The following is an 18,931-nucleotide window of genomic DNA, read 5'->3' as shown; positions in this document are numbered from 1 at the left end:
AAGTCCTTTTTGAAGTCCTCAAAATCAAATTAAACCGATTTTCTCAAAGTCTCGGAATATTTATCTGCCACTTCTTGAACGGATTTACTAGAAATCAAACTATATATTTTATTTCTTAGTTCTGCCCATTCATCGTGAAGAGGACAAGGATACTCATCCGAGCATTCTTTTAATCCCGTAACACATTTCAGGTTAATTACCGGACCTTCGACTCTTTCAACAATTTCGAGAATTGAGCTTTTTTTGGCAAGTTCTGTAATTTTAAATCCACCGCCACGTCCTTTAAAGGAATCAACATATCCATACTTTGCCATTCTTTGTAGAATTTTGGCAAGATAATGGGCTGGAATATCTTCTGTTTTTGCGATCTCTGATGACATGATCAGGTTTTCTTTTGGTTGACGCGCCAAGAAAAGTATGGCTCTTATTGCATATTCGCCAGTTTTCGTATAGATCATTATAAATCCCCGGTATTTAGTGAATTATTTATTAGGAGTTTTAAGAGCTTAATATCTTTTGAACGAAGTTAGCTAAATCGGAACACGTTGTCAAGATTTAATGTCGCTTTTTATCTCACACTTCAAAATATTCTATATTCTCTTTTAAAGTAAATTTTATGCTTCGAGGTGAGTATTGTGCCATTTCTGAACCAAAACTCAATAAGCTTTCAAAATCAATATAACTTTGAATTTTTGGCGAAGGATCAAAATTGGAAGAAATAACTTTAATGCCATACTTTTTTATGATATTGTGCACTAAACTCGATTGCTCAAAATCATAATCAATTACTAATCCTTGAAATTTTTTTAGAGTTACTACTTTTGCCTCATTTAGTACCGAGAAGGCAGAATCATAATATGCTTTGCCAAGGGGACCAACTCCAAGTTTCGTCCCACCAAAATAGCGGATTACAAGAGTAAGGTTATTTGTAACTTCAAAATGTTTTTGGGCGTTGTAAATTCTTATTCCGGCGGTTCCGCTTGGTTCTCCATCGTCAGAGTACTTAAAAGTGCCATCAATCAGCCTAAGAGAGAAACATCTGTGTGTGGCTTCATAAAATTCTTTTTTAATTTTCTTTAATTGAATTTCTGCTCCCTCTTCCGATGTTATATTGTAAGTCTGCCCTATGAACAATGATCCTTTTTCTTTGAAGCGGAATTCATGAAAATTAGGGATGGTTTTGATGATGCTGGGTGTGTCCATAAATATTTTATCACATAAAAATTGATTTTGGGTGCCACTTTGTCTAAAATTTCCAACTGAACTTATGAAAATTAGCTAAATGAACCATTTAAATAAAATTCTGATTAAAGGCGCGCGCGAACATAATCTAAAGAACATAGATTTAGAAATTCCCCGCGATTCATTGGTTGTAATTACCGGACTCTCAGGCAGCGGCAAATCATCACTCGCATTCGATACAATTTACGCCGAAGGACAGAGAAGATATATTGAATCATTATCCGCGTATGCCCGACAATTTTTGGGTGTATTGGAAAAACCGGATGTTGATTTGATAGAAGGATTGAGTCCGGCTATTTCTATTGAGCAAAAATCAACTCATGGAAATCCCCGCTCAACTGTTGGTACTGTAACTGAGATTTATGATTATTTGAGATTGCTGTTTGCGCGTGTGGGTAGAGTGCATTGTTATAATTGCGGTAAGCCGGTTGAAAAACAAACTTCCGAACAAATTATTGATACAATCCTTTCCGAATATGATGAAAAAAGAGTTATCATTTTTGCTCCGGTAATTAGAGGCAGAAAGGGGCATTATAAAGAACTATTTCAGGATATACTTTCTGATGGATTTATAAGAGTGCGGGTTGATGGGGAGATTCATGAATTGCATGATTCTTTTAAGGTTGATCGATATAAAACTCACGATATTGAAATAGTGGTTGACCGGATTAAAGTTACAACTAATTCCCGAGCACGTGTGGCTGAATCTGTTGAGGTAGCACTCAATTATGGGGAAGGAAATTTAATAATCAGCAATGGTGAAAAAGATAGAGTCTTTAGCCGTAATTTTTCATGCATGGAATGTGGAATAGGATTTTCTGAATTAGCTCCGAACTCATTTTCCTTTAATTCACCTTATGGCTCTTGCCCCGATTGCGATGGATTAGGTGAAAAAAAAGAATTGGATCTAAGTTTAATTATTCCCGATGACACAAAAACAATTAACCAGGAAGCCATTGCCGCGCTTGGAAAACCGAGAAATATGTGGTTCTTTAATCAACTGCAAGGCATAGCTGAAAAATATAATTTTAATTACGATACACCTATCAAAGAACTTACTGAAGAACAATTAGAAGTTATCCTTAATGGTACCACCGAGAAAATTCCCTTCACCTATAAATATGGGAATGGGAAAAGTGTTACCTACATGCATAAGTTTAATGGAATAATCAAATATATCCAGCATTATTATAATAGTACCTCTTCAAATAAAATTCGTGAATGGGCAGAAAGTTTTATGAATACTCAAACTTGCTCAACTTGCAAGGGTGGGAGATTAAAAAAGGAATCACTCGCGGTAAAGATTAGTGATCTGAATATTTCACAAGTAACGGCTCTCTCAATTACTAAATCAAAAAAATATTTTAATAGTTTGAAATTGAATTCGAGAGAATCAATCATTGCCAGCCAAATAATTAAAGAAATTACATCCCGGATCGATTTTCTATTAAATGTTGGTTTGGATTATTTGACTCTCGACCGTTCGGCGAGAACACTTTCCGGAGGTGAATCGCAAAGAATCCGTTTGGCTACTCAGATCGGTTCACAATTAGCCGGAGTACTTTATGTATTGGATGAACCAAGTATCGGACTTCATCAATCTGACAATATCAAACTTATAAACTCCTTGAAAAATTTAAGAGATTTGGGAAATACAATTATCGTTGTTGAGCATGATAGAGAAATGATAGAAAGCTCCGATTACATTGTTGATTTAGGACCACTCGCGGGAATTCATGGCGGGGAAGTATGCCTTCAAGGAAATACTAAAGACTTGCTCAAATCTAAAAATGGCGCCGATTCTATCACTATTCAATATCTTAAAGATAAAAAGGTAATTGAGTATTTAAATGAGAGAAGAAAGGGAAACGGAACATATTTGGAATTAAATGGCGCAGAGGGAAATAATCTCAAAAACATAAATCTAAAACTTCCTCTCGGATCATTTATCGCAATCACCGGGGTAAGTGGTTCTGGGAAATCTTCACTCATAAATGAAACTCTCGTAAGAATTTTGATGAAGAAAATTTATCATTCTAAAACTACTCCTCTTCCTTTTAAAGAAATAAAGGGTTTAGAGAATATTGATAAAGTTATTGAGATTGATCAATCTCCAATTGGAAGAACGCCAAGATCGAATCCGGCGACATATACCGGACTATTCACACATATCCGGGATCTCTTTGCTCAACTCCCGGAATCAAAAATGAGAGGTTATAAAACCGGCAGATTTAGTTTTAATGTTGCCGGAGGAAGATGTGACGGATGCGAAGGGGATGGACTTAAAAAAATTGAAATGAATTTTTTACCCGATGTTTATGTGCTCTGTGAAGTTTGCAATGGAAAAAGGTATAACCGTGAAACTTTGGAGATTCTTTATAAAACAAAAAGTATTTCAGATGTACTGAATATGAATGTTGAGGATGCTATTCAGTTTTTTGAGGATATCCCTACTCTATACCGTAAAATAAAAGCTTTAAATGATGTTGGACTTGGATACATTAAACTTGGTCAGCAAGCCACAACACTTTCCGGTGGAGAAGCACAGAGAGTAAAATTAGCGACTGAACTGAGCAAGGTTGGAACTGGAAAAACTATTTATATTTTAGATGAGCCAACTACAGGTCTCCATTTTGAAGATGTTAGAATTTTATTAAAAGTACTAAATCAGCTGGTTGAAAAGGGAAATACCGTAATAGTAGTTGAGCATAATTTGGATGTAATAAAAGTAGCCGATTATGTCGTTGATCTTGGTCCTGGAGGAGGTGAGTTTGGTGGTGAATTAATTTCGGAAGGTACTCCCGAAATTGTGGCCGCTAACAATAATAGTTTAACCGGGAAATTTTTAAAGAAGGAATTATTCAGAAATTAGGAGAAATAAATGAAATCAAACGTAAATGAATTCCGCGCATATCGCACAGAAATGAATGAGCGAATACTAAACTCTGGTTTCAGAGATTTTAATAAATTTTTTGCCCTTGATAATAAAGCTTATGTTGATGGTGCGTTGGATGCCAAAACAAAAGAACTTATGGGATTGGCGGCATCAATGGTTTTGCGTTGCAATGATTGCATACTTTATCATGTTGATCGCTCAATTCAAGAGGGAGCTTCTCAGCAAGAATTATATGAGACATTTAATATCGGGTTAATTGTCGGCGGCTCAATCGTAATTCCTCATCTCAGGTACGCGATCGAAAAAATGGATGAAATTTTCGCGGAAAAAGAAAATGAAAAAAAAACTAATAATACCTAAAATTATTGTAACCGCTGATTCCAATAGCAGAATATTGCGCAATCATGCGGTACATATTGAAGCCGGTAAAATTGTAAATATTTCTCCGGTAGAGGATTCGATTATTTCTGAATTTGACGGCGAAATTATTAGTACGCCGAATCTCACCTTAATCCCGGGTTTCGTGCAAACGCATATTCATTTGTGCCAAACATTATTCAGAGGATTGGCTGACGATCTCGAATTGCTCGATTGGCTTCAAAAAAAAATATTCCCATTCGAAAATTCTCACACAAAGGAATCACTTCGCATATCAGCTCAATTAGGTATTAATGATTTAATAACCGGAGGCACTACTACCATTCTTGATATGGGCACATTAAGGCATCAGGAGATTATTTTTGAAGAATTAATTAGCAGCGGTTTGCGTGCCTTTGCCGGTAATTGTATGATAGATCAGAATGATTTATATCCTCAATTTTGCAATTCAACCAAAGAAAATTTATTGAAGACAAAAGAGTGGGCGGAAGCATTTCATAACTCAAATAATGGTAAGATAAAATTTGGATTTGCGCCCCGGTTTGTATTATCGTGCAGTGAAAATCTGTTGATTGAAACAAAGGAAATGATGAAGGATTTTACGGGATCATTATTTCATACTCATTCATCTGAGAATAAATCGGAAGTTGAAGCAGTAAGAAAATTAACCGGTAAAGAAAATGTTGAGTACTTCGAATCAATCGGAATACTTGATAATAAAACGGTGCTAGCCCATTGTATTCATTTGAATAATTCTGAAATAAAAACTTTAAAGAAAAATGAAGTTAGAGTTTCCCACTGTCCTTCATCAAATCTAAAACTTGGATCGGGGATTGCAGATATTCCAAGATATATCGAGGAAGGGATTTCTGTTTCGTTGGGTGCCGATGGCGCGCCCTGTAATAATAACCTGAGCATATTTAATGAAATGCGTCTCGCCGCGTTAATTCAAAAACCGGTTCATGGGCCAACTTCGATGGATGCGAAAACAGTTTTCCGACTGGCAACTATTGAAGGAGCTAAAGCTTTACATCTTGAAAATGAAGTTGGCAGCATTGAGATTGGTAAAAAAGCTGATTTGGTTCTTTTGAATCTAGAAAAAGCTGATTTACCCTTGCAAGTTAATGATGAATTGGTTTACTCATCTATAGTATATTCTGCATCAAAACTAAATGTTGAAAAAGTATTTATTGATGGGGAATTATTAGTGGAGGATGGTAAATCATTATTTTACATTGAAGATAAACTTATTGCTGATGGCAAATACCAATTAAATAAAATGATAAATCAAAATTAAATTCTAATAATGATTCGAGGAGTTAATGAACATAATTTTCGCAACTCAAAATTTGGGTAAATCAAAAGAAGTAAAACATATTTTTAGTGATACTCAATTTAATGTAGTTTCACTGCGCGATTTAGGTAACAATATTGAAGTTGAGGAAACCGGTGTAACGTTTCAGGAGAATTCTATTCTTAAAGCAAAAAGTATTTATGAAATATATAAAGTACCGGTAATTGCTGATGATTCGGGACTTGAGATTCAGCATCTTAACGGGAGACCGGGAGTATATTCTGCTCGTTATGCCGGAGAAAATTGTACGTATGATGATAATAATAATAAAGTACTTTCAGAATTAAGTCAGTTTGAAGAGCCTTATCCAGCCAAATTTATATGCTATGCTGTTTATTACGATGGGCAAAATCTGATTGAATCTATTGGTGAACTGCCGGGCAAGATCACAAAAGATATTCGGGGCACAAAAGGTTTCGGGTACGATCCAATATTTATCCCGGATGGATTTGAGAATACTTTAGCCGAGCTTGATCTTGATATTAAAAATAAAATTAGCCACAGAGGTAAAGCTTTTGAGAATTTAAAAAAATTGTTATCAAAAGTTTAGCTTTAATTGGTATTTATTTATTTGCGATAACAACCTGAACTAATCCTAAGCTTAAGGAGTATTTTTCAACGAGTTTAAAGCCTGACTCATAAAAAATAGATTCGAGATTAATTTTTTCGTCGAACTCGCTTACGGATTCCGGAAGATAAGTGTACGCGTCATTATCTTTTGAAATAATCTTACCGAATAGAGGCAATATTTTATTAAAGTAGAATAAGTATAAACTTTTGATAATTGGATTTTTCGGAAGTCTAAATTCAAGAACAGTAACAGTCCCATTCTCTTTCAATACCTCATAAAATGATTTAAATGCTTGTGGGATATCAAAGAAATTACGAACTCCAAATGCAACAGTTATATGAGTAAATGAATTAAGTCTAAAAGGAAGCGATTCACCAACACATTGAACAGTTCTTCCATTTATCCAATCCGATTTTTGTTTAAATAAACCAAGCATATTGATTGATAAATCTGCCCCGAAAATATTAGCCACACCCTGTTTTCTCGCTTCAATTGCAAAATCACCCGTACCACACGCAATATCTAATAATTTTGATTCCGAATTCATACGTGAGAGTTTTATTGATTTTCTTCTCCAATAAATATCAATCCCCACGCTCAAAAAATGATTTAAAAAATCATAACGATGCGAAATCGAATCGAACATTTTCTGAACTTTAATTTTCTTTGTTTCTTTTGCTTCCATGTTATCTTCTTAATTACTAATTTTAATCATTCTGAAAGGCAAAAATATGGATAAATACCTTAAAGCAATAAAAGAAAATGTTTGTACAATATGCGTCGATTCTTCCGAAAAGGGGAAATGCACTCTACATAAGGATGAAACTTGCGCAGTTGAATTTTATTTCCCTCAAATAATGGAGATTATAAAAGACAACTACAACTCCGACAAGAAAATTATGCTCGATAAACTTAGGGCAAAAATATGTGTTGATTGCCGGGCTCAAAACGAGGAGGAATTTTGCTATTTGCGGGAAGACGCTAATTGCTCGCTCGATAGATATTTTAATGTTATTGTTGATGTAGTTTATAAAGTAGATAAAGGAAAGCTTTAACTTTATTGAAGCATTCTCGTTAGATCAAAATATTCGGCAATAGATAATTCCTCAGCTCTGCGGGTTAAATCCATTTTAACATTATTAACCCGGTCTTTATAAACACTGTTTGAAAGAGAATTTTTTAATATTTTTCTGCGATTTCCAAAGGCTGCTTTGACAACCCCCATGAAATCTTTTGATGATACATCATCCGGTAAATTCTTATTAAAATCTAAGTGTATTATCGCCGATTCAACTTTTGGTTTTGGGAAAAATACATTCGGAGAAATTTTGAATCGAAGTGATGTGGTCGCAAACGCGTTTATTATCACTGCCAGAATACCATAATCCTTTTTTGAGTTTGTCCCTATAATTCTATTAGCAACTTCAAGTTGTACCATCATCATTGCATCTTTTATAAGCTCACGGTTTTCAATTAATTTAAAGATTATTGGTGAGGTAATATTATATGGTATGTTTCCCACAATTCTTAATTTTTTCTCTTCATGAATTGCGCTACTCAACTCAAATTTCAGAAAATCGGCATTAATAAAATGTACCATGGGGTATTTGAAACTTAGCTCCTCAATCACTCTAAAATCAATTTCAACAGCGTAAAGTTTTTTGACTTTTTGATATATCTCTCCTGTTAATGCCCCAGTACCCGGTCCAATTTCAACAACAATATCATCAGGACATGGATCAAACTCACGAACTATTTTTAGGATAGTTTGGTGATCTTTAAGGTAATTCTGACCAAATCTTTTTAAAGGACGCGGATCGCTCATTTTCCTATTCTTTTTTGAAAATTGTTAGCAATATAGCTTTTAGAGAATTAAATTGAGCATCGAAATTGAGAATGAATTATAAAATGTTTGAAATTATTTTTTTAATCGGAATATCGCTCTACTTTATACAGCTCATAATTTTTACGATAGGCGCCGGTAAAAGTTTTAAACAAATTAGTTATGATGAGCTTCCCTCTGCCACAGTAATTGTGGCTGCTCGAAATGAAGAGGATAATATTCTCGAATGTATGGAATCGCTGAATAAACTTATTTATCCCGAAGGTAAATTAGAAATTATTTTGGTAAACGATAAATCTACTGACAAAACCGGTGAGATAATCGAATCTTTTATAAAAGATAAACCTCACTTTAAAATGTTAATACCTTCAAAATCGATTGGCTCATTAAAAGGTAAAACAAATGCGCTGGCGAACGCATTAAAAATTGCTACAGGAGAAATTATCGCAACTACAGATGCCGATTGCACAGTGAGGCCTGAGTGGATTCAAACTTTGGCTTCCTATTATGATAAAAATGTTGCCCTAGTTGGCGGTTACACAGCACAGCAGAGTTATTCTGCTTTTGCGGGAATGCAGTCAATAGATTTTATTTATTTGCTCACCGTTGCCGCTGGAGCAATGAATTTTAATAAGCCTCTTAGTTGTATCGGGAATAATATGTCCTACCGAAAATCTGTTTATGATGAAATTGGCGGATATGAAAATCTTGAATTCTCAGTTACAGAAGATTTTAATTTATTAATGGCGATGCATTCTCTTAAAAAATATAAAATTATAACTCCATTGGATCCTGGACTATTAGTAGTTTCCAAACCCTGCCCAGACTTCAAAACTTTATACTGGCAAAAAAAGAGGTGGGGTGTTGGGGGAATGAAGAGCGATGTAATTGGTTATTCTGTTATGCTGTGGGGATTTATAACACACATTGCTATTTTACTTCTTCCATTCATGTTTTCATTAACAGCGCTATATATAACTTTATTCAAGATTATTACCGATTATTTCTTCTTATATCCGGTTTTTAAGAAACTTAATATGAACCTGCGATTATCCCATTTTTTTACATTTCAAGTTTATTTTATTATTTATGTAATTGTGCTGCCATTTATAGTTCTACCTAGCCAAAAAGTTAAATGGAAAGGAAGAGAGTTTTAAAAGAGAAGGGAAAAATGATTAAAAGATTTTTTATTACCATATTTTTTACTGGTTCAATATTATTGGGGCAGGTGGAGTTTTTTCCAGGCGAATTGAATATTCAGCCATTCACGGCTAATATATTAGAACCTAAGCTTGGATTCCTATTCCAAAATAAAAATGATGAGCTTCGTCTGGATATTGGCAACTCAATTGATATACTGCAATATCACGCAGATTCAAAAACATTTTCATTTGGTGCCGATCTATTTACTTACACACTTTTGAGAAGTGAAGATAATTTTCATTTTCCGGTTGACGCGGTTGATTATTTGTTTGGGATAAATTTTGGGTATAAAGTAAAAGTTCATAATTACTCATTCGGATTTCGCGCGAGGATAAGTCATATCAGTGCTCATTTCGCCGATGGGCATTATGATAACGCAAAACAAGAATGGAGAAATGGACAGAAACCGCGCGTTTACAGCAGAGAGTTTATTGAAGTTATGCCTTTTTACCGATATAATAATTTTAGATTCTATTTTGGCTTAACTTATATATTTAATGTTGAACCGGATTATGTAAAAAGAGACCAATACCATGCAGGATTTGATTATTTCAGAAAAGACTTGATCGCAGAAAATATTTCACCTTTCATTGCATACGATTTTAAATACACAACGGTTAAGAGTAGATTCCCAAATCATTCATTTTCAGCGGGAATAAAATTCGGCGAAGTTTTTGGAAGAGGAATGAGTCTGTACTATAACTATTTTGATGGAAACAATTTTCATGGTGAATATTTTGATCAGAAATCGAAATACTCCGCTGTTGGTATAAATTTGGATTTATAATATGCCTGATCCAGAAAACGAACCAGAAATTACAGAGCCCGCCAAACCCTTCGATAAAGTTTGGATTAATATCGGTCTATTTATTATAACCTTTATTACTACTGTTATTGCCGGAATTGAATGGACAACTGGCAGACCCGGTCCATATAACGTTTCTGATATTTTAAAGGGGTTACCTTATTCGATATCAATTTTATTTATTCTAACCGTTCATGAATTTGGTCATTATTTCGCCGCGGTTAGGCATAAGGTTAAAGCAACATTGCCATTTTTTATCCCATTCCCACCAATAGCGGGATTCTTCAACTTTGGAACGATGGGGGCAGTCATTAAAACCAAATCACCTATTCAAACGAATAAGGCGATGTTTGATATTGGGGCGGCTGGGCCTATCGCAGGATTTATTGCGTGCCTAATTGTTTTGATTTATGGTTTCACTAATTTACCTTCTGTCGATTATATATTAGCTATTCACCCCGATTACTTTACTCCTGAATATGGAAAAGACGCAATAAGCTTGAAGTTTGGTGATACACTGCTTTTCTTCGTTTTAAAAGAATTATTCACATCCCCTGGTGATTTTATACCGCCAATGTCGGAAATTTATCATTATCCATATTTGTGTGTTGGATGGTTTGGACTCTTTGTTACAGCTATGAATTTAATTCCTGTTGGTCAACTTGATGGCGGGCATATAATTTATAGTATGTTTGGTTCAAAAAAACATGAAGCAGTCGCGTCAATATCTATGATCGCACTTTTAATTTTAGGAATAGTTTCATTACTAAGTTCATTTGTTGATATTGGAGTTGATTTCGGTTGGACCGGCTGGTTGTTTTGGGCTCTGATTCTTTTTTTCATTATTAAAATTAAACATCCACCAGTATATTATTTTGAAAAGTTGGACCCGGTAAGAATGTTTTGGGGTTATTGTGCGATAGCAATATTTTTATTGTCATTTTCACCAACTCCATTTGTAATATCTTTTTAGAGATTAAAATTCCACTTGATTCTTAGAAACTTAATCTATTTATTTGAATCAAAATTTGAGGAAAATTAGTAGAGAAACATTTTTACCGCTTAATTTCGAAAACTTAACGATAGATTTCTCTATGAAAACTCAAATTTATAATATTGATTTGCGAAAAATCATTACCCGCCAAAAATTAATCCTTAGCTTATTATTTACTATAATCGCGGCTTTATCTTTTGTTTCGTGCGATAGCATTCCTTCGGAAGTGGTTGATGTAAAAAATGCCAATTATAAGGTTACTTCAATTAATGCCCCGGCATCGGTTAATTTTTTACCGGCTGATTCATCAGTAGTAACAACGGTTAAAATAGAAAAAAAGGAGAGCGTAAATAAAGCATGGATTTCCATAATTAGCGCCGATGGTAAAATAGTAATCAATAATCTAGTAGAATTGAAGGATGATGGGCAATCGGGAACGAGCGGTGATACCCAACCGGGAGATGGTGTTTATTCAGCAAAATTCTTTATGAGCCGTAAAAATCCCAATGGAAATTATATCATTAATTATTATATAGAAGATAATGTACGCCCGGCCCCCGATAATCAGATGAAAATAGGTACTCATCATTTTGGCTATAAAAATTCTACACAAAATTTCGCTCCGGTTATATCAGACTTGAATTTCACTAGTTCGGTATCAAGAGGCCAATCATTCATTTTTACTGTGAAAGCTGATGATCAAAACGGATTACAGGATATTGCGCTTGTATTCTTCAAATTATTCAGACCGGATGGCACACTATCTCAACCCTCGGCTTCGCAAGATTATTTTATTATGGTTGATAATGGGGACGTTGAGGGATTTGGAGATATTAAAGCCGGCGATGGAATATTTTCATTTAAGAATTCATTTGGTACAACTTCTCAAACCGGGAATTGGCGTTTTGAATTTCAGGCCAAGGATAAGAGTAATGAAGCGAGTGGAGTTATCATTCATAATCTGCAGGTTAACCCATGAGAAAGATAATTGCGTTTTTATTAGTTAGTGCTGCAATAACATTCGGTCAGATAATTCCTTACGATTATAATTTGAACAACGACCGGCTTAATAAAAGTCTGGATAAAACTCCGGTGAGTAATACAGCCGAAAGAATTTTGATAAATGGAGAAACGGTTTGGATTGGAACATCAAAGGGATTGAGCAAGACAATCAATAAGGGAAATAATTGGCAAAATTATTTTGGTACAAAAGAATTTGAAAAGGAGCATATTTCTGCTCTTGGATATGGCGACGGTATAATTTGGTCTGCCACCTGGCATTATGAAATAATTGCCGGATCTGCAATTCCCGTTGGAACCGGTTTTAAGTATTCAGAAGATGATGGCGCCACCTGGAAAAGTGTACCTCAGCCGGTTGATCAGCAGGGGGATTCAAGTATAGTTTATGGCATCAATATTTTGAGAGCTTTGCCGGTAACTGTGCCACAGCAAAATTTTTGTTATGATATAGCAACAACCAGCAATACAGTATGGTCTGTTAATTTTGCGGGAGGTTTAAGAAAATCCACCAATAAAGGAGCTTCCTGGCAGAGAGTAGTTTTGCCACCAGATAATCTTAATTCTATAAAACCAACGGATACACTAAAATTTTCATTGCAGCCGAGTCCCGGAAAGTTTGGTCCCGAATCGTATTTAAATCATAGGGCATTTTCAATTTATGCGGATGATGATAATACAATTTGGGTCGGTACAGCCGGAGGAATTAATAAAAGTACAGATGGCGGTGTAAGCTGGCAGAAATTTAATCATACAAATCAATCTAAGCCAATATCAGGTAATTATATTTTAGCAATAGAAAAGAATGAGTATGATAATTCTATCTGGGCTGCAACTTGGAAAGCTGAAGGACAAACCGAAGATTGGGGAGTAAGCAGAACCACAGATGGGGGATTAACATGGGATACTTTTTTATTGGGAGAAAGAGCACTCGATTTTGCATTTAAATATCATGGGACTAAAGGAAATTACACCGGCGCTGATATTATTGTTGCAACTAGAAATGGATTGTTCAGATCTACCAACAATGGTTCAACCTGGATCGCGCTTAATTCAGTCATAGATATAAATTCAAATGTGAAGTTGGAGACCAATACTTTTCTTGCGGCCGAGACTTCAAAATTAAATGATAGTTCTACTGATTTTTGGATAGGTACAGATAACGGGCTGGTGTATACTAACGAAAAAAATAGCAGTTGGGATGGAGATTGGAGGATATTTCTTGCATCGGGATCTTCTGCCGATAATACCGAATCGTTTGCTTTTCCGAATCCCTTTTCTCCGAATAAAGAAAAAATAAAAATTAAGTTCTCTTTAATGGAGCATTCAGATGTAACTATAAGAATATTAGATTTCGGAATGAACCTCATTAAAACTGTAATTCAAAACGCTTCCCGCTCAGCTAACGAAGAACAAATTGAAATTTGGGATGGCAGAGATGAGTTTGGAAATCTTGTACCAAATGGAGTTTATTTTTACAGGATTGATAAAAATTCCGACGAACCTATTTTTGGAAAAATAATGGTGCTGATGTGAAAAAAAATATTTTAATAGCTGGTTTCTGGTTATTATCAATCTCATTAATGGCACAAGCAGAAACGTCATCGATAAGCAGTAAAGTTGGGGCTTTTAGTCGAATGGGATTTGGCGCAAGAGGAATTGGTATGGGGAACGCTCTCTCGGCTGTAACCGAGGGTAATTTAGTTTCTTATTACAATCCCGCTCTGTCACCTTTTCAGAAAAATAATTCATTTCAAACATCATATTCTTTTTTATCTCTCGATAGGTCGCTAAACTTCTTAAATTTTACAAAGAAATTTGAATTTGGAACGCAGACCGATACCGAAGGCAACACCAAGCCCCGCTCAACTGCCGGTATTAGCGCTGGAATTATAAATGCGGGAGTTTCGAAAATAGATTCGCGTGATAATCAAGGGAGAAAACTTGGAGATATTTCCACTTCTGAGAATCAATTTTTTGTATCGGTAGCTAACCGGTTTTCGAATAAACTCGCGATTGGTATCGCTTTCAAATTTTACTACTATAAATTGTATGAAGAAGTAACCAGCACATCGTTAGGAATTGATATTGGAGCTATCTATTTATTGAACGATAATATTACTCTTTCATTCATGATCTCCGATCTTAATTCAAAATACTCGTGGGATACTGGAAAATTATTTGGTACAAGCGGATTAAAAACTGATGACCAATTCCCAATCTCAAAAAAAATAGGCGCTTCATATAAATTTACAAATCAAAATTTAATTCTCGCCGCCGAATTTGAAAACAGCAATGCGGGTACAAATATTTTTAGAGGGGGCGCTGAATATATGATTTATGAAAATTTATTTATCAGGGCCGGATTTGATAAATTAAACATTAGTAATTCAGATTTCCCGGTGAGGCCATCGGCCGGATTTTCATATTTATATAGTCTATCATCAACGGTCATCGGAATCGATTATGCTTTTGCGATGGAACCATATTCACTATTTGATCAACATATTGTAGGAATAAATCTTAACTTTTAATTATGATAAAGAAAATTATTTTAACTCTATTTTGCGCATCAACTATTTTTGCGCAGTCAGCCGGAAATACCGGTGTATCATTTCTCAAATTAGGATTCGGCGCACGTAATATTGCTTTGAGTGATTTAGGTGTAGTTGGCACAAATGATTTATCTGCCGCCTACTATAATCCGGCTTATCTAAGTTATTCACCCAAAACTCAAATTTCATTCACACATAATTCACTTTTTTCTGACTTAAACTCTGAAATATTAGGCTCCAGTTTTCAATTGTTTGGGTTGAATATGGGACTAATATTAAATACTACCTCAATTAATGATATTGAGGTTAGAAATGTACCTGGTGATGCATTAACCAAAATAAGCGCAAATTATTTTGCGGGTGGTTTATCTGCGGGATTTGGAATTGCTGAAAAAGTGCACATCGGCGCGACTTATAAAGTTATTTATGAATCATTATTCTCTGACCAAGCTACGGGATATGCATTTGACTTTGGCGCAATGTATAGTGGCATAATTGAGAATATGAATCTGGGAATTACTTTAAGAAATATTGGCTCGATGAATCAGCTTAGAAACAAGGTTTCAACTTTACCTTCAGATTTGAGAATAGGGTTGTCTTATAATTTTAACCTACCCGAATATTTTATTGATCTCGCGGCAATTGGAGGATTTCAAAAATATCTTGAGCAGGATGAATCACATTTCCATGTTGGTGCTGAGGCACTTTACGATAAAATGTTTGCGGCTCGTTTAGGATTTGCTTCGGGCTATGATTCTAAATCAATTACAACCGGATTTGGAATAATTTATAAAGGATTAAATATAGATTACGCTTACGTACCATTTAAATATGGTTTGGGCGATTCACACATATTTACTTTTATTTATACGTTCTAGAATTTTAATTATAGAGCTTTCTCTTAATTTATTTATTTTTACCGCATCAATAATATCCGCGAATATTCTTTTATGGAAATAATTAGATACAGTGAAGAGTGGAAAGAGAAGTGGGACAAATTTGTTTTGCAATCAAACAATGGTACCATATTTCATCTTCAGAAATTTTTAGATTATCACACCCCGGGTAAATTCAGATTTGACCATCTAATATTTTTAGAGAAAGGAAATATTCTCGCCGTTCTTCCAGGAAGAATTAAGGAAGGAGTTTTTGAGTCTCCAATAGGCGCAAGTTACGGTTCTATTGTTACTAAAGATATAAAGTTCGCGAAGGCACTTGAGGTTATTGACGCATTGTTAGATTACTCACGAGCAAATGGAATTAGTGAATTAGTTTTAACCGCCCCTCCAATGGTTTATGAAAAACACCCAAACCAGAATTTGGATTTCGCGATGTTATGGAGAGATTTCAGTTACAAACTGCATTACATTTCCAGCGCAATTAAACTTGATAAGAATATTGAAATTATTGAAAGATTTGATCCAACAATCCGCCGCAACATTCGCAAAACTATAAAGGATTTCAATCTTAAAGTTGAAGTCAATAATAGATATGACGAGTTCTATCCAATTCTGATTGAAAATAAATCGCGCCACAATGTTAAACCTACTCACAGTTACGAAGATTTGCTGAAGTTGAAAGAATTACTGCCGGACGCATTAAAATTATTTATGGTTTATCATGATGGAAATCCAATTGGCGGTTCTTTGATGTTTTATGTTAATCCTACCTGCGCATTGTGTTTTTACAATATGCTCAAATATGAATATGCGGAGTATAAACCGATTCAAAGAGTGATGTATGAAGTTGTAAAAGATGCTACAGAACGTGGTTATTCTTATGTTGATATTGGTGTTTCACAAGATACTAAAGCTGAGAATCCAATGACACCAAGCATGCACCTCATTGAGTTCAAAGAAAAGTTTGACGCGAAAACTATAATGCGGAATACTCTTTATAAGAAACTTTGATTCAACAAATGAATCCTCCCCGAAAAATATGTTTCGCATTCCTCGGCAATCCACTAAATGATTCGAGAATTACTAATCTTTCTGATTCCTTAATTAACGAAGGGTGTGAAATTTTTTCAATTGGTTTTGATTGGTCGAATAACTCCAAATTAATGGAGACCGAGAATCAGAAAATATTCCGTCTGATCAAGGGAAAGTTTAGTTTGTTATTTTATCTGCGGTTTGCTTTTAAACTGATCAAGGAAGTCACTAAATTAAATTGTGACGTTTATTTTGCCGAAGATTTTTATACACTCCCTTTCCTTTATATTATCGCCAGATTTAAGAATGCCAAAGTAATTTATAACAGCAGAGAAATTTATGCGTTTCTTGGTGGTCATCAGAACAGACCAATACTTAGTAAGATCGTTGGAATTATTGAAAGATATTTTATAAAAAAAGTTGATTTGGTTTTGACCACTGGAGAAATGGATTCGGAATTTCTGGAAAAATTTTATGGAATCCATAATACATTGGTGATTAGAAATATCCCCTTAGCTCAACCAATAAATTATAAATTCGATTTTAGGAAAGAATTAGGTATTCCTGAAGATAAAACAATTTTACTTTATCAAGGTGTTATTATTGGGGGAAGGGGATTTAAGCCAACATTAGAAGCAATGAAGTTGATGCCGGATGTTTATCTTGTTGTGCTGGGAGATGGCGAACGGCAAAAGGAATATGAGGAATATGCCAGAGACCTTGGAATTTTGGGGAGAGTATTTTTTATGGGAACGATAGCGCAATCTGAATTAATTAATTACACAGCCGGGGGAGATTTAGGAATCTGTTTAATTGAAAATATAAGTGTTAGTTATTACCACGCTCTTCCGAATAAACTATTTGAGTATATAAATGCGGGGTTGCCGGTTATCTCGAGTAATCTCCCTCAAATGAAAAAAATAGTTGAGCAGTATAATGTTGGAATTGTAATTGATGATTTATCTGCTGAGTCGATCGCATCTTCAATAAAAAAATTAATAAGTGAAAAAGGTTTGATGAACAAATACTCCTCCAATTGTTTAGAAACTTCAAAAGAACTCAATTGGCAAAAAGAGTATGAGCGGATCAGAGATAGATTGTTTGAGTTTGTTTTATGAAAAGGCAAAAAAGAATTTTAATTGCTCGTCCCGATAGAATTGGTGATGTAGTATTATCGACTGGGATCCCTCGCGAGATCAAAAAGAAATGGCGCAATAGCTTTGTAGCCGTTCTTGTAAGAAAATATACCGCCGATATATTTCTTAATAATCCCAACGTTGATGAGATAATTATACTTGATGACGTGGATGATTCTGCAAAATCATTCTTCAAGAAAGTTAGCCAAATACGAAACTATAAATTCACCCACTCATTAAGTTTATTACCGACCGAGAGATTGAACTATCTTTTATTTTTTGCCGGGATACCTTACCGGGTTGGGGTGAGCCATAAATTTTATCAATTTATTACTTGGACAAAATTTGTTTCGAGAAATAAATACATTCCATTGCGTCACGAAGCTGATTATTGTATGGATCTTGCCCGTAAAATAGGGGTAGAGACTACAAATTACACTCCTGAAATATTTTTAAGTAAAACAGAAAGTGAATTAGTCCAATCATTAAGAAGTAAAATACTAGCCGGTAAAAAATATTTAGTGGGAGTTCATATAACAAGCGGTAATTCTGCTCCAAATATGCCTCTTCCTGAATACCGTAAGTTGATTGACCAACTATCAATTGATCCCGAAATACAAGTTGTAGTCACAGATAACAATATTCCCGATGAATTCATCAACGAACATTCACATTTTATCAACAAAAGCAAAAGTTTGCGTGAATCGATGATCGGTTTTGCGAGCATGGATTGTTTAGTTTCCACCAGCACAGGTCCAATGCATATTGCTTCCGCTCTTGGAATAAAAACGGTTTCATTATTTTGCCCGCTTACTGCATGCTCGCCCAAACTGTGGGGTCCCCTCGGGAATGAATCAGAGATAATTCTGCCTGAAGAGTGGTATTGTAAAACAAAATGTCCGGGAGATCCAAAAAAGTGTAGATTTGAGGGGGACGGTGGAATTAATTCAGAGAAGATTATTGAGCGGTTAAAAGGTTTTCTAAAACAAACCTAAATTTTTCTCTT

Annotated in this window: 19 protein-coding genes; 15 read left to right on the top strand and 4 right to left on the bottom strand. The window is 34.9% G+C overall.

Features of this window, described 5'->3' with window-relative positions; genetic code table 11:
- Nucleotides 1-29 precede the first annotated feature (29 nt).
- Together KF816_11180 and KF816_11175 are read right to left on the bottom strand one after the other, a co-directional pair.
- Complete coding sequence (locus KF816_11180) at nucleotides 30-458, bottom strand: Rrf2 family transcriptional regulator (protein ID MBX3008571.1); 429 nt, start codon at nucleotides 456-458, stop codon at nucleotides 30-32.
- Nucleotides 459-573: 115 nt separating this feature from the next.
- Nucleotides 574-1,203, bottom strand: a complete 630-nt coding sequence (locus KF816_11175; GenBank protein ID MBX3008570.1) for a YigZ family protein — start codon at nucleotides 1,201-1,203, stop codon at nucleotides 574-576.
- Nucleotides 1,204-1,282: 79 nt separating this feature from the next.
- Between KF816_11175 and uvrA the strand changes: the two genes are divergently transcribed.
- The 4 genes from uvrA to rdgB are packed head-to-tail and all read left to right on the top strand — an operon-like array spanning nucleotide 1,283 to nucleotide 6,420.
- Nucleotides 1,283-4,114 carry an excinuclease ABC subunit UvrA gene (gene uvrA, locus KF816_11170; protein MBX3008569.1) on the top strand — a complete coding sequence of 944 codons (2,832 nt, stop codon included), beginning with the start codon at nucleotides 1,283-1,285 and terminating at the stop codon, nucleotides 4,112-4,114.
- A 9-nt stretch (nucleotides 4,115-4,123) separates the two neighbouring features.
- Entirely contained in the window at nucleotides 4,124-4,498 is a 375-nt protein-coding gene (locus KF816_11165; protein MBX3008568.1) for a carboxymuconolactone decarboxylase family protein, read from the top strand.
- Nucleotides 4,473-5,813 (top strand): amidohydrolase family protein, encoded by a 1,341-nt coding sequence (locus KF816_11160; protein ID MBX3008567.1) that lies wholly within the window; start codon nucleotides 4,473-4,475, stop codon nucleotides 5,811-5,813. Before KF816_11165 ends, KF816_11160 begins: the two co-directional genes overlap by 26 nt.
- Nucleotides 5,814-5,838: 25 nt before the next feature.
- Complete coding sequence (rdgB, locus tag KF816_11155; protein ID MBX3008566.1) at nucleotides 5,839-6,420, top strand: RdgB/HAM1 family non-canonical purine NTP pyrophosphatase; 582 nt, start codon at nucleotides 5,839-5,841, stop codon at nucleotides 6,418-6,420.
- A 13-nt stretch (nucleotides 6,421-6,433) separates the two neighbouring features.
- On the opposite strand, the gene ubiE is transcribed toward rdgB, so the two are convergent.
- Nucleotides 6,434-7,126: a bifunctional demethylmenaquinone methyltransferase/2-methoxy-6-polyprenyl-1,4-benzoquinol methylase UbiE gene (gene ubiE / locus KF816_11150; protein MBX3008565.1), complete on the bottom strand. Its 693-nt coding sequence runs from the start codon at nucleotides 7,124-7,126 to the stop codon at nucleotides 6,434-6,436.
- 46 nt (nucleotides 7,127-7,172) lie between these two features.
- Between ubiE and KF816_11145 the strand changes: the two genes are divergently transcribed.
- The gene (locus KF816_11145) at nucleotides 7,173-7,496 is read left to right on the top strand and encodes a hypothetical protein (GenBank protein ID MBX3008564.1); all 324 of its coding nucleotides are present in this window, start codon (nucleotides 7,173-7,175) and stop codon (nucleotides 7,494-7,496) included.
- A gap of 2 nt (nucleotides 7,497-7,498) precedes the next feature.
- On the opposite strand, the gene rsmA is transcribed toward KF816_11145, so the two are convergent.
- Nucleotides 7,499-8,266, bottom strand: coding sequence for a ribosomal RNA small subunit methyltransferase A (rsmA, locus tag KF816_11140; protein ID MBX3008563.1), 768 nt, complete (start codon nucleotides 8,264-8,266; stop codon nucleotides 7,499-7,501).
- A gap of 83 nt (nucleotides 8,267-8,349) precedes the next feature.
- On the opposite strand from rsmA, the gene KF816_11135 reads away from it, so the two are divergent.
- The 10 genes from KF816_11135 to KF816_11090 all read left to right on the top strand — a co-directional run bounded on the left by KF816_11135 (nucleotide 8,350) and on the right by KF816_11090 (nucleotide 18,920).
- Nucleotides 8,350-9,441: a glycosyltransferase gene (locus KF816_11135; protein ID MBX3008562.1), complete on the top strand. Its 1,092-nt coding sequence runs from the start codon at nucleotides 8,350-8,352 to the stop codon at nucleotides 9,439-9,441.
- A gap of 14 nt (nucleotides 9,442-9,455) precedes the next feature.
- Nucleotides 9,456-10,274, top strand: coding sequence for a DUF1207 domain-containing protein (locus tag KF816_11130; protein MBX3008561.1), 819 nt, complete (start codon nucleotides 9,456-9,458; stop codon nucleotides 10,272-10,274).
- Nucleotides 10,275-10,389: 115 nt separating this feature from the next.
- Nucleotides 10,390-11,265 carry a site-2 protease family protein gene (locus KF816_11125; GenBank protein MBX3008560.1) on the top strand — a complete coding sequence of 292 codons (876 nt, stop codon included), beginning with the start codon at nucleotides 10,390-10,392 and terminating at the stop codon, nucleotides 11,263-11,265.
- Nucleotides 11,266-11,386: 121 nt separating this feature from the next.
- Complete coding sequence (locus KF816_11120) at nucleotides 11,387-12,265, top strand: hypothetical protein (GenBank protein MBX3008559.1); 879 nt, start codon at nucleotides 11,387-11,389, stop codon at nucleotides 12,263-12,265.
- Nucleotides 12,262-13,839, top strand: coding sequence for a hypothetical protein (locus KF816_11115; protein MBX3008558.1), 1,578 nt, complete (start codon nucleotides 12,262-12,264; stop codon nucleotides 13,837-13,839). Before KF816_11120 ends, KF816_11115 begins: the two co-directional genes overlap by 4 nt.
- Complete coding sequence (locus tag KF816_11110) at nucleotides 13,836-14,837, top strand: hypothetical protein (protein MBX3008557.1); 1,002 nt, start codon at nucleotides 13,836-13,838, stop codon at nucleotides 14,835-14,837. The genes KF816_11115 and KF816_11110 overlap by 4 nt, the downstream gene beginning before the upstream one ends.
- 2 nt (nucleotides 14,838-14,839) lie before the next feature.
- Nucleotides 14,840-15,736: a PorV/PorQ family protein gene (locus tag KF816_11105; protein ID MBX3008556.1), complete on the top strand. Its 897-nt coding sequence runs from the start codon at nucleotides 14,840-14,842 to the stop codon at nucleotides 15,734-15,736.
- A 72-nt stretch (nucleotides 15,737-15,808) separates the two neighbouring features.
- Nucleotides 15,809-16,768: a GNAT family N-acetyltransferase gene (locus KF816_11100; protein ID MBX3008555.1), complete on the top strand. Its 960-nt coding sequence runs from the start codon at nucleotides 15,809-15,811 to the stop codon at nucleotides 16,766-16,768.
- A gap of 8 nt (nucleotides 16,769-16,776) precedes the next feature.
- Nucleotides 16,777-17,907, top strand: coding sequence for a glycosyltransferase family 4 protein (locus KF816_11095; protein ID MBX3008554.1), 1,131 nt, complete (start codon nucleotides 16,777-16,779; stop codon nucleotides 17,905-17,907).
- Nucleotides 17,904-18,920: a glycosyltransferase family 9 protein gene (locus KF816_11090; GenBank protein MBX3008553.1), complete on the top strand. Its 1,017-nt coding sequence runs from the start codon at nucleotides 17,904-17,906 to the stop codon at nucleotides 18,918-18,920. Before KF816_11095 ends, KF816_11090 begins: the two co-directional genes overlap by 4 nt.
- Nucleotides 18,921-18,931 lie beyond the last annotated feature (11 nt).

It is taken from the genome of Melioribacteraceae bacterium (genome assembly GCA_019638015.1).
Classification (GTDB): domain Bacteria; phylum Bacteroidota; class Ignavibacteria; order Ignavibacteriales; family Melioribacteraceae; genus JAHBUP01.
Note: the sequence above shows the minus strand (reverse complement) of the source record. Positions and strands in the feature narration are given on the sequence as shown.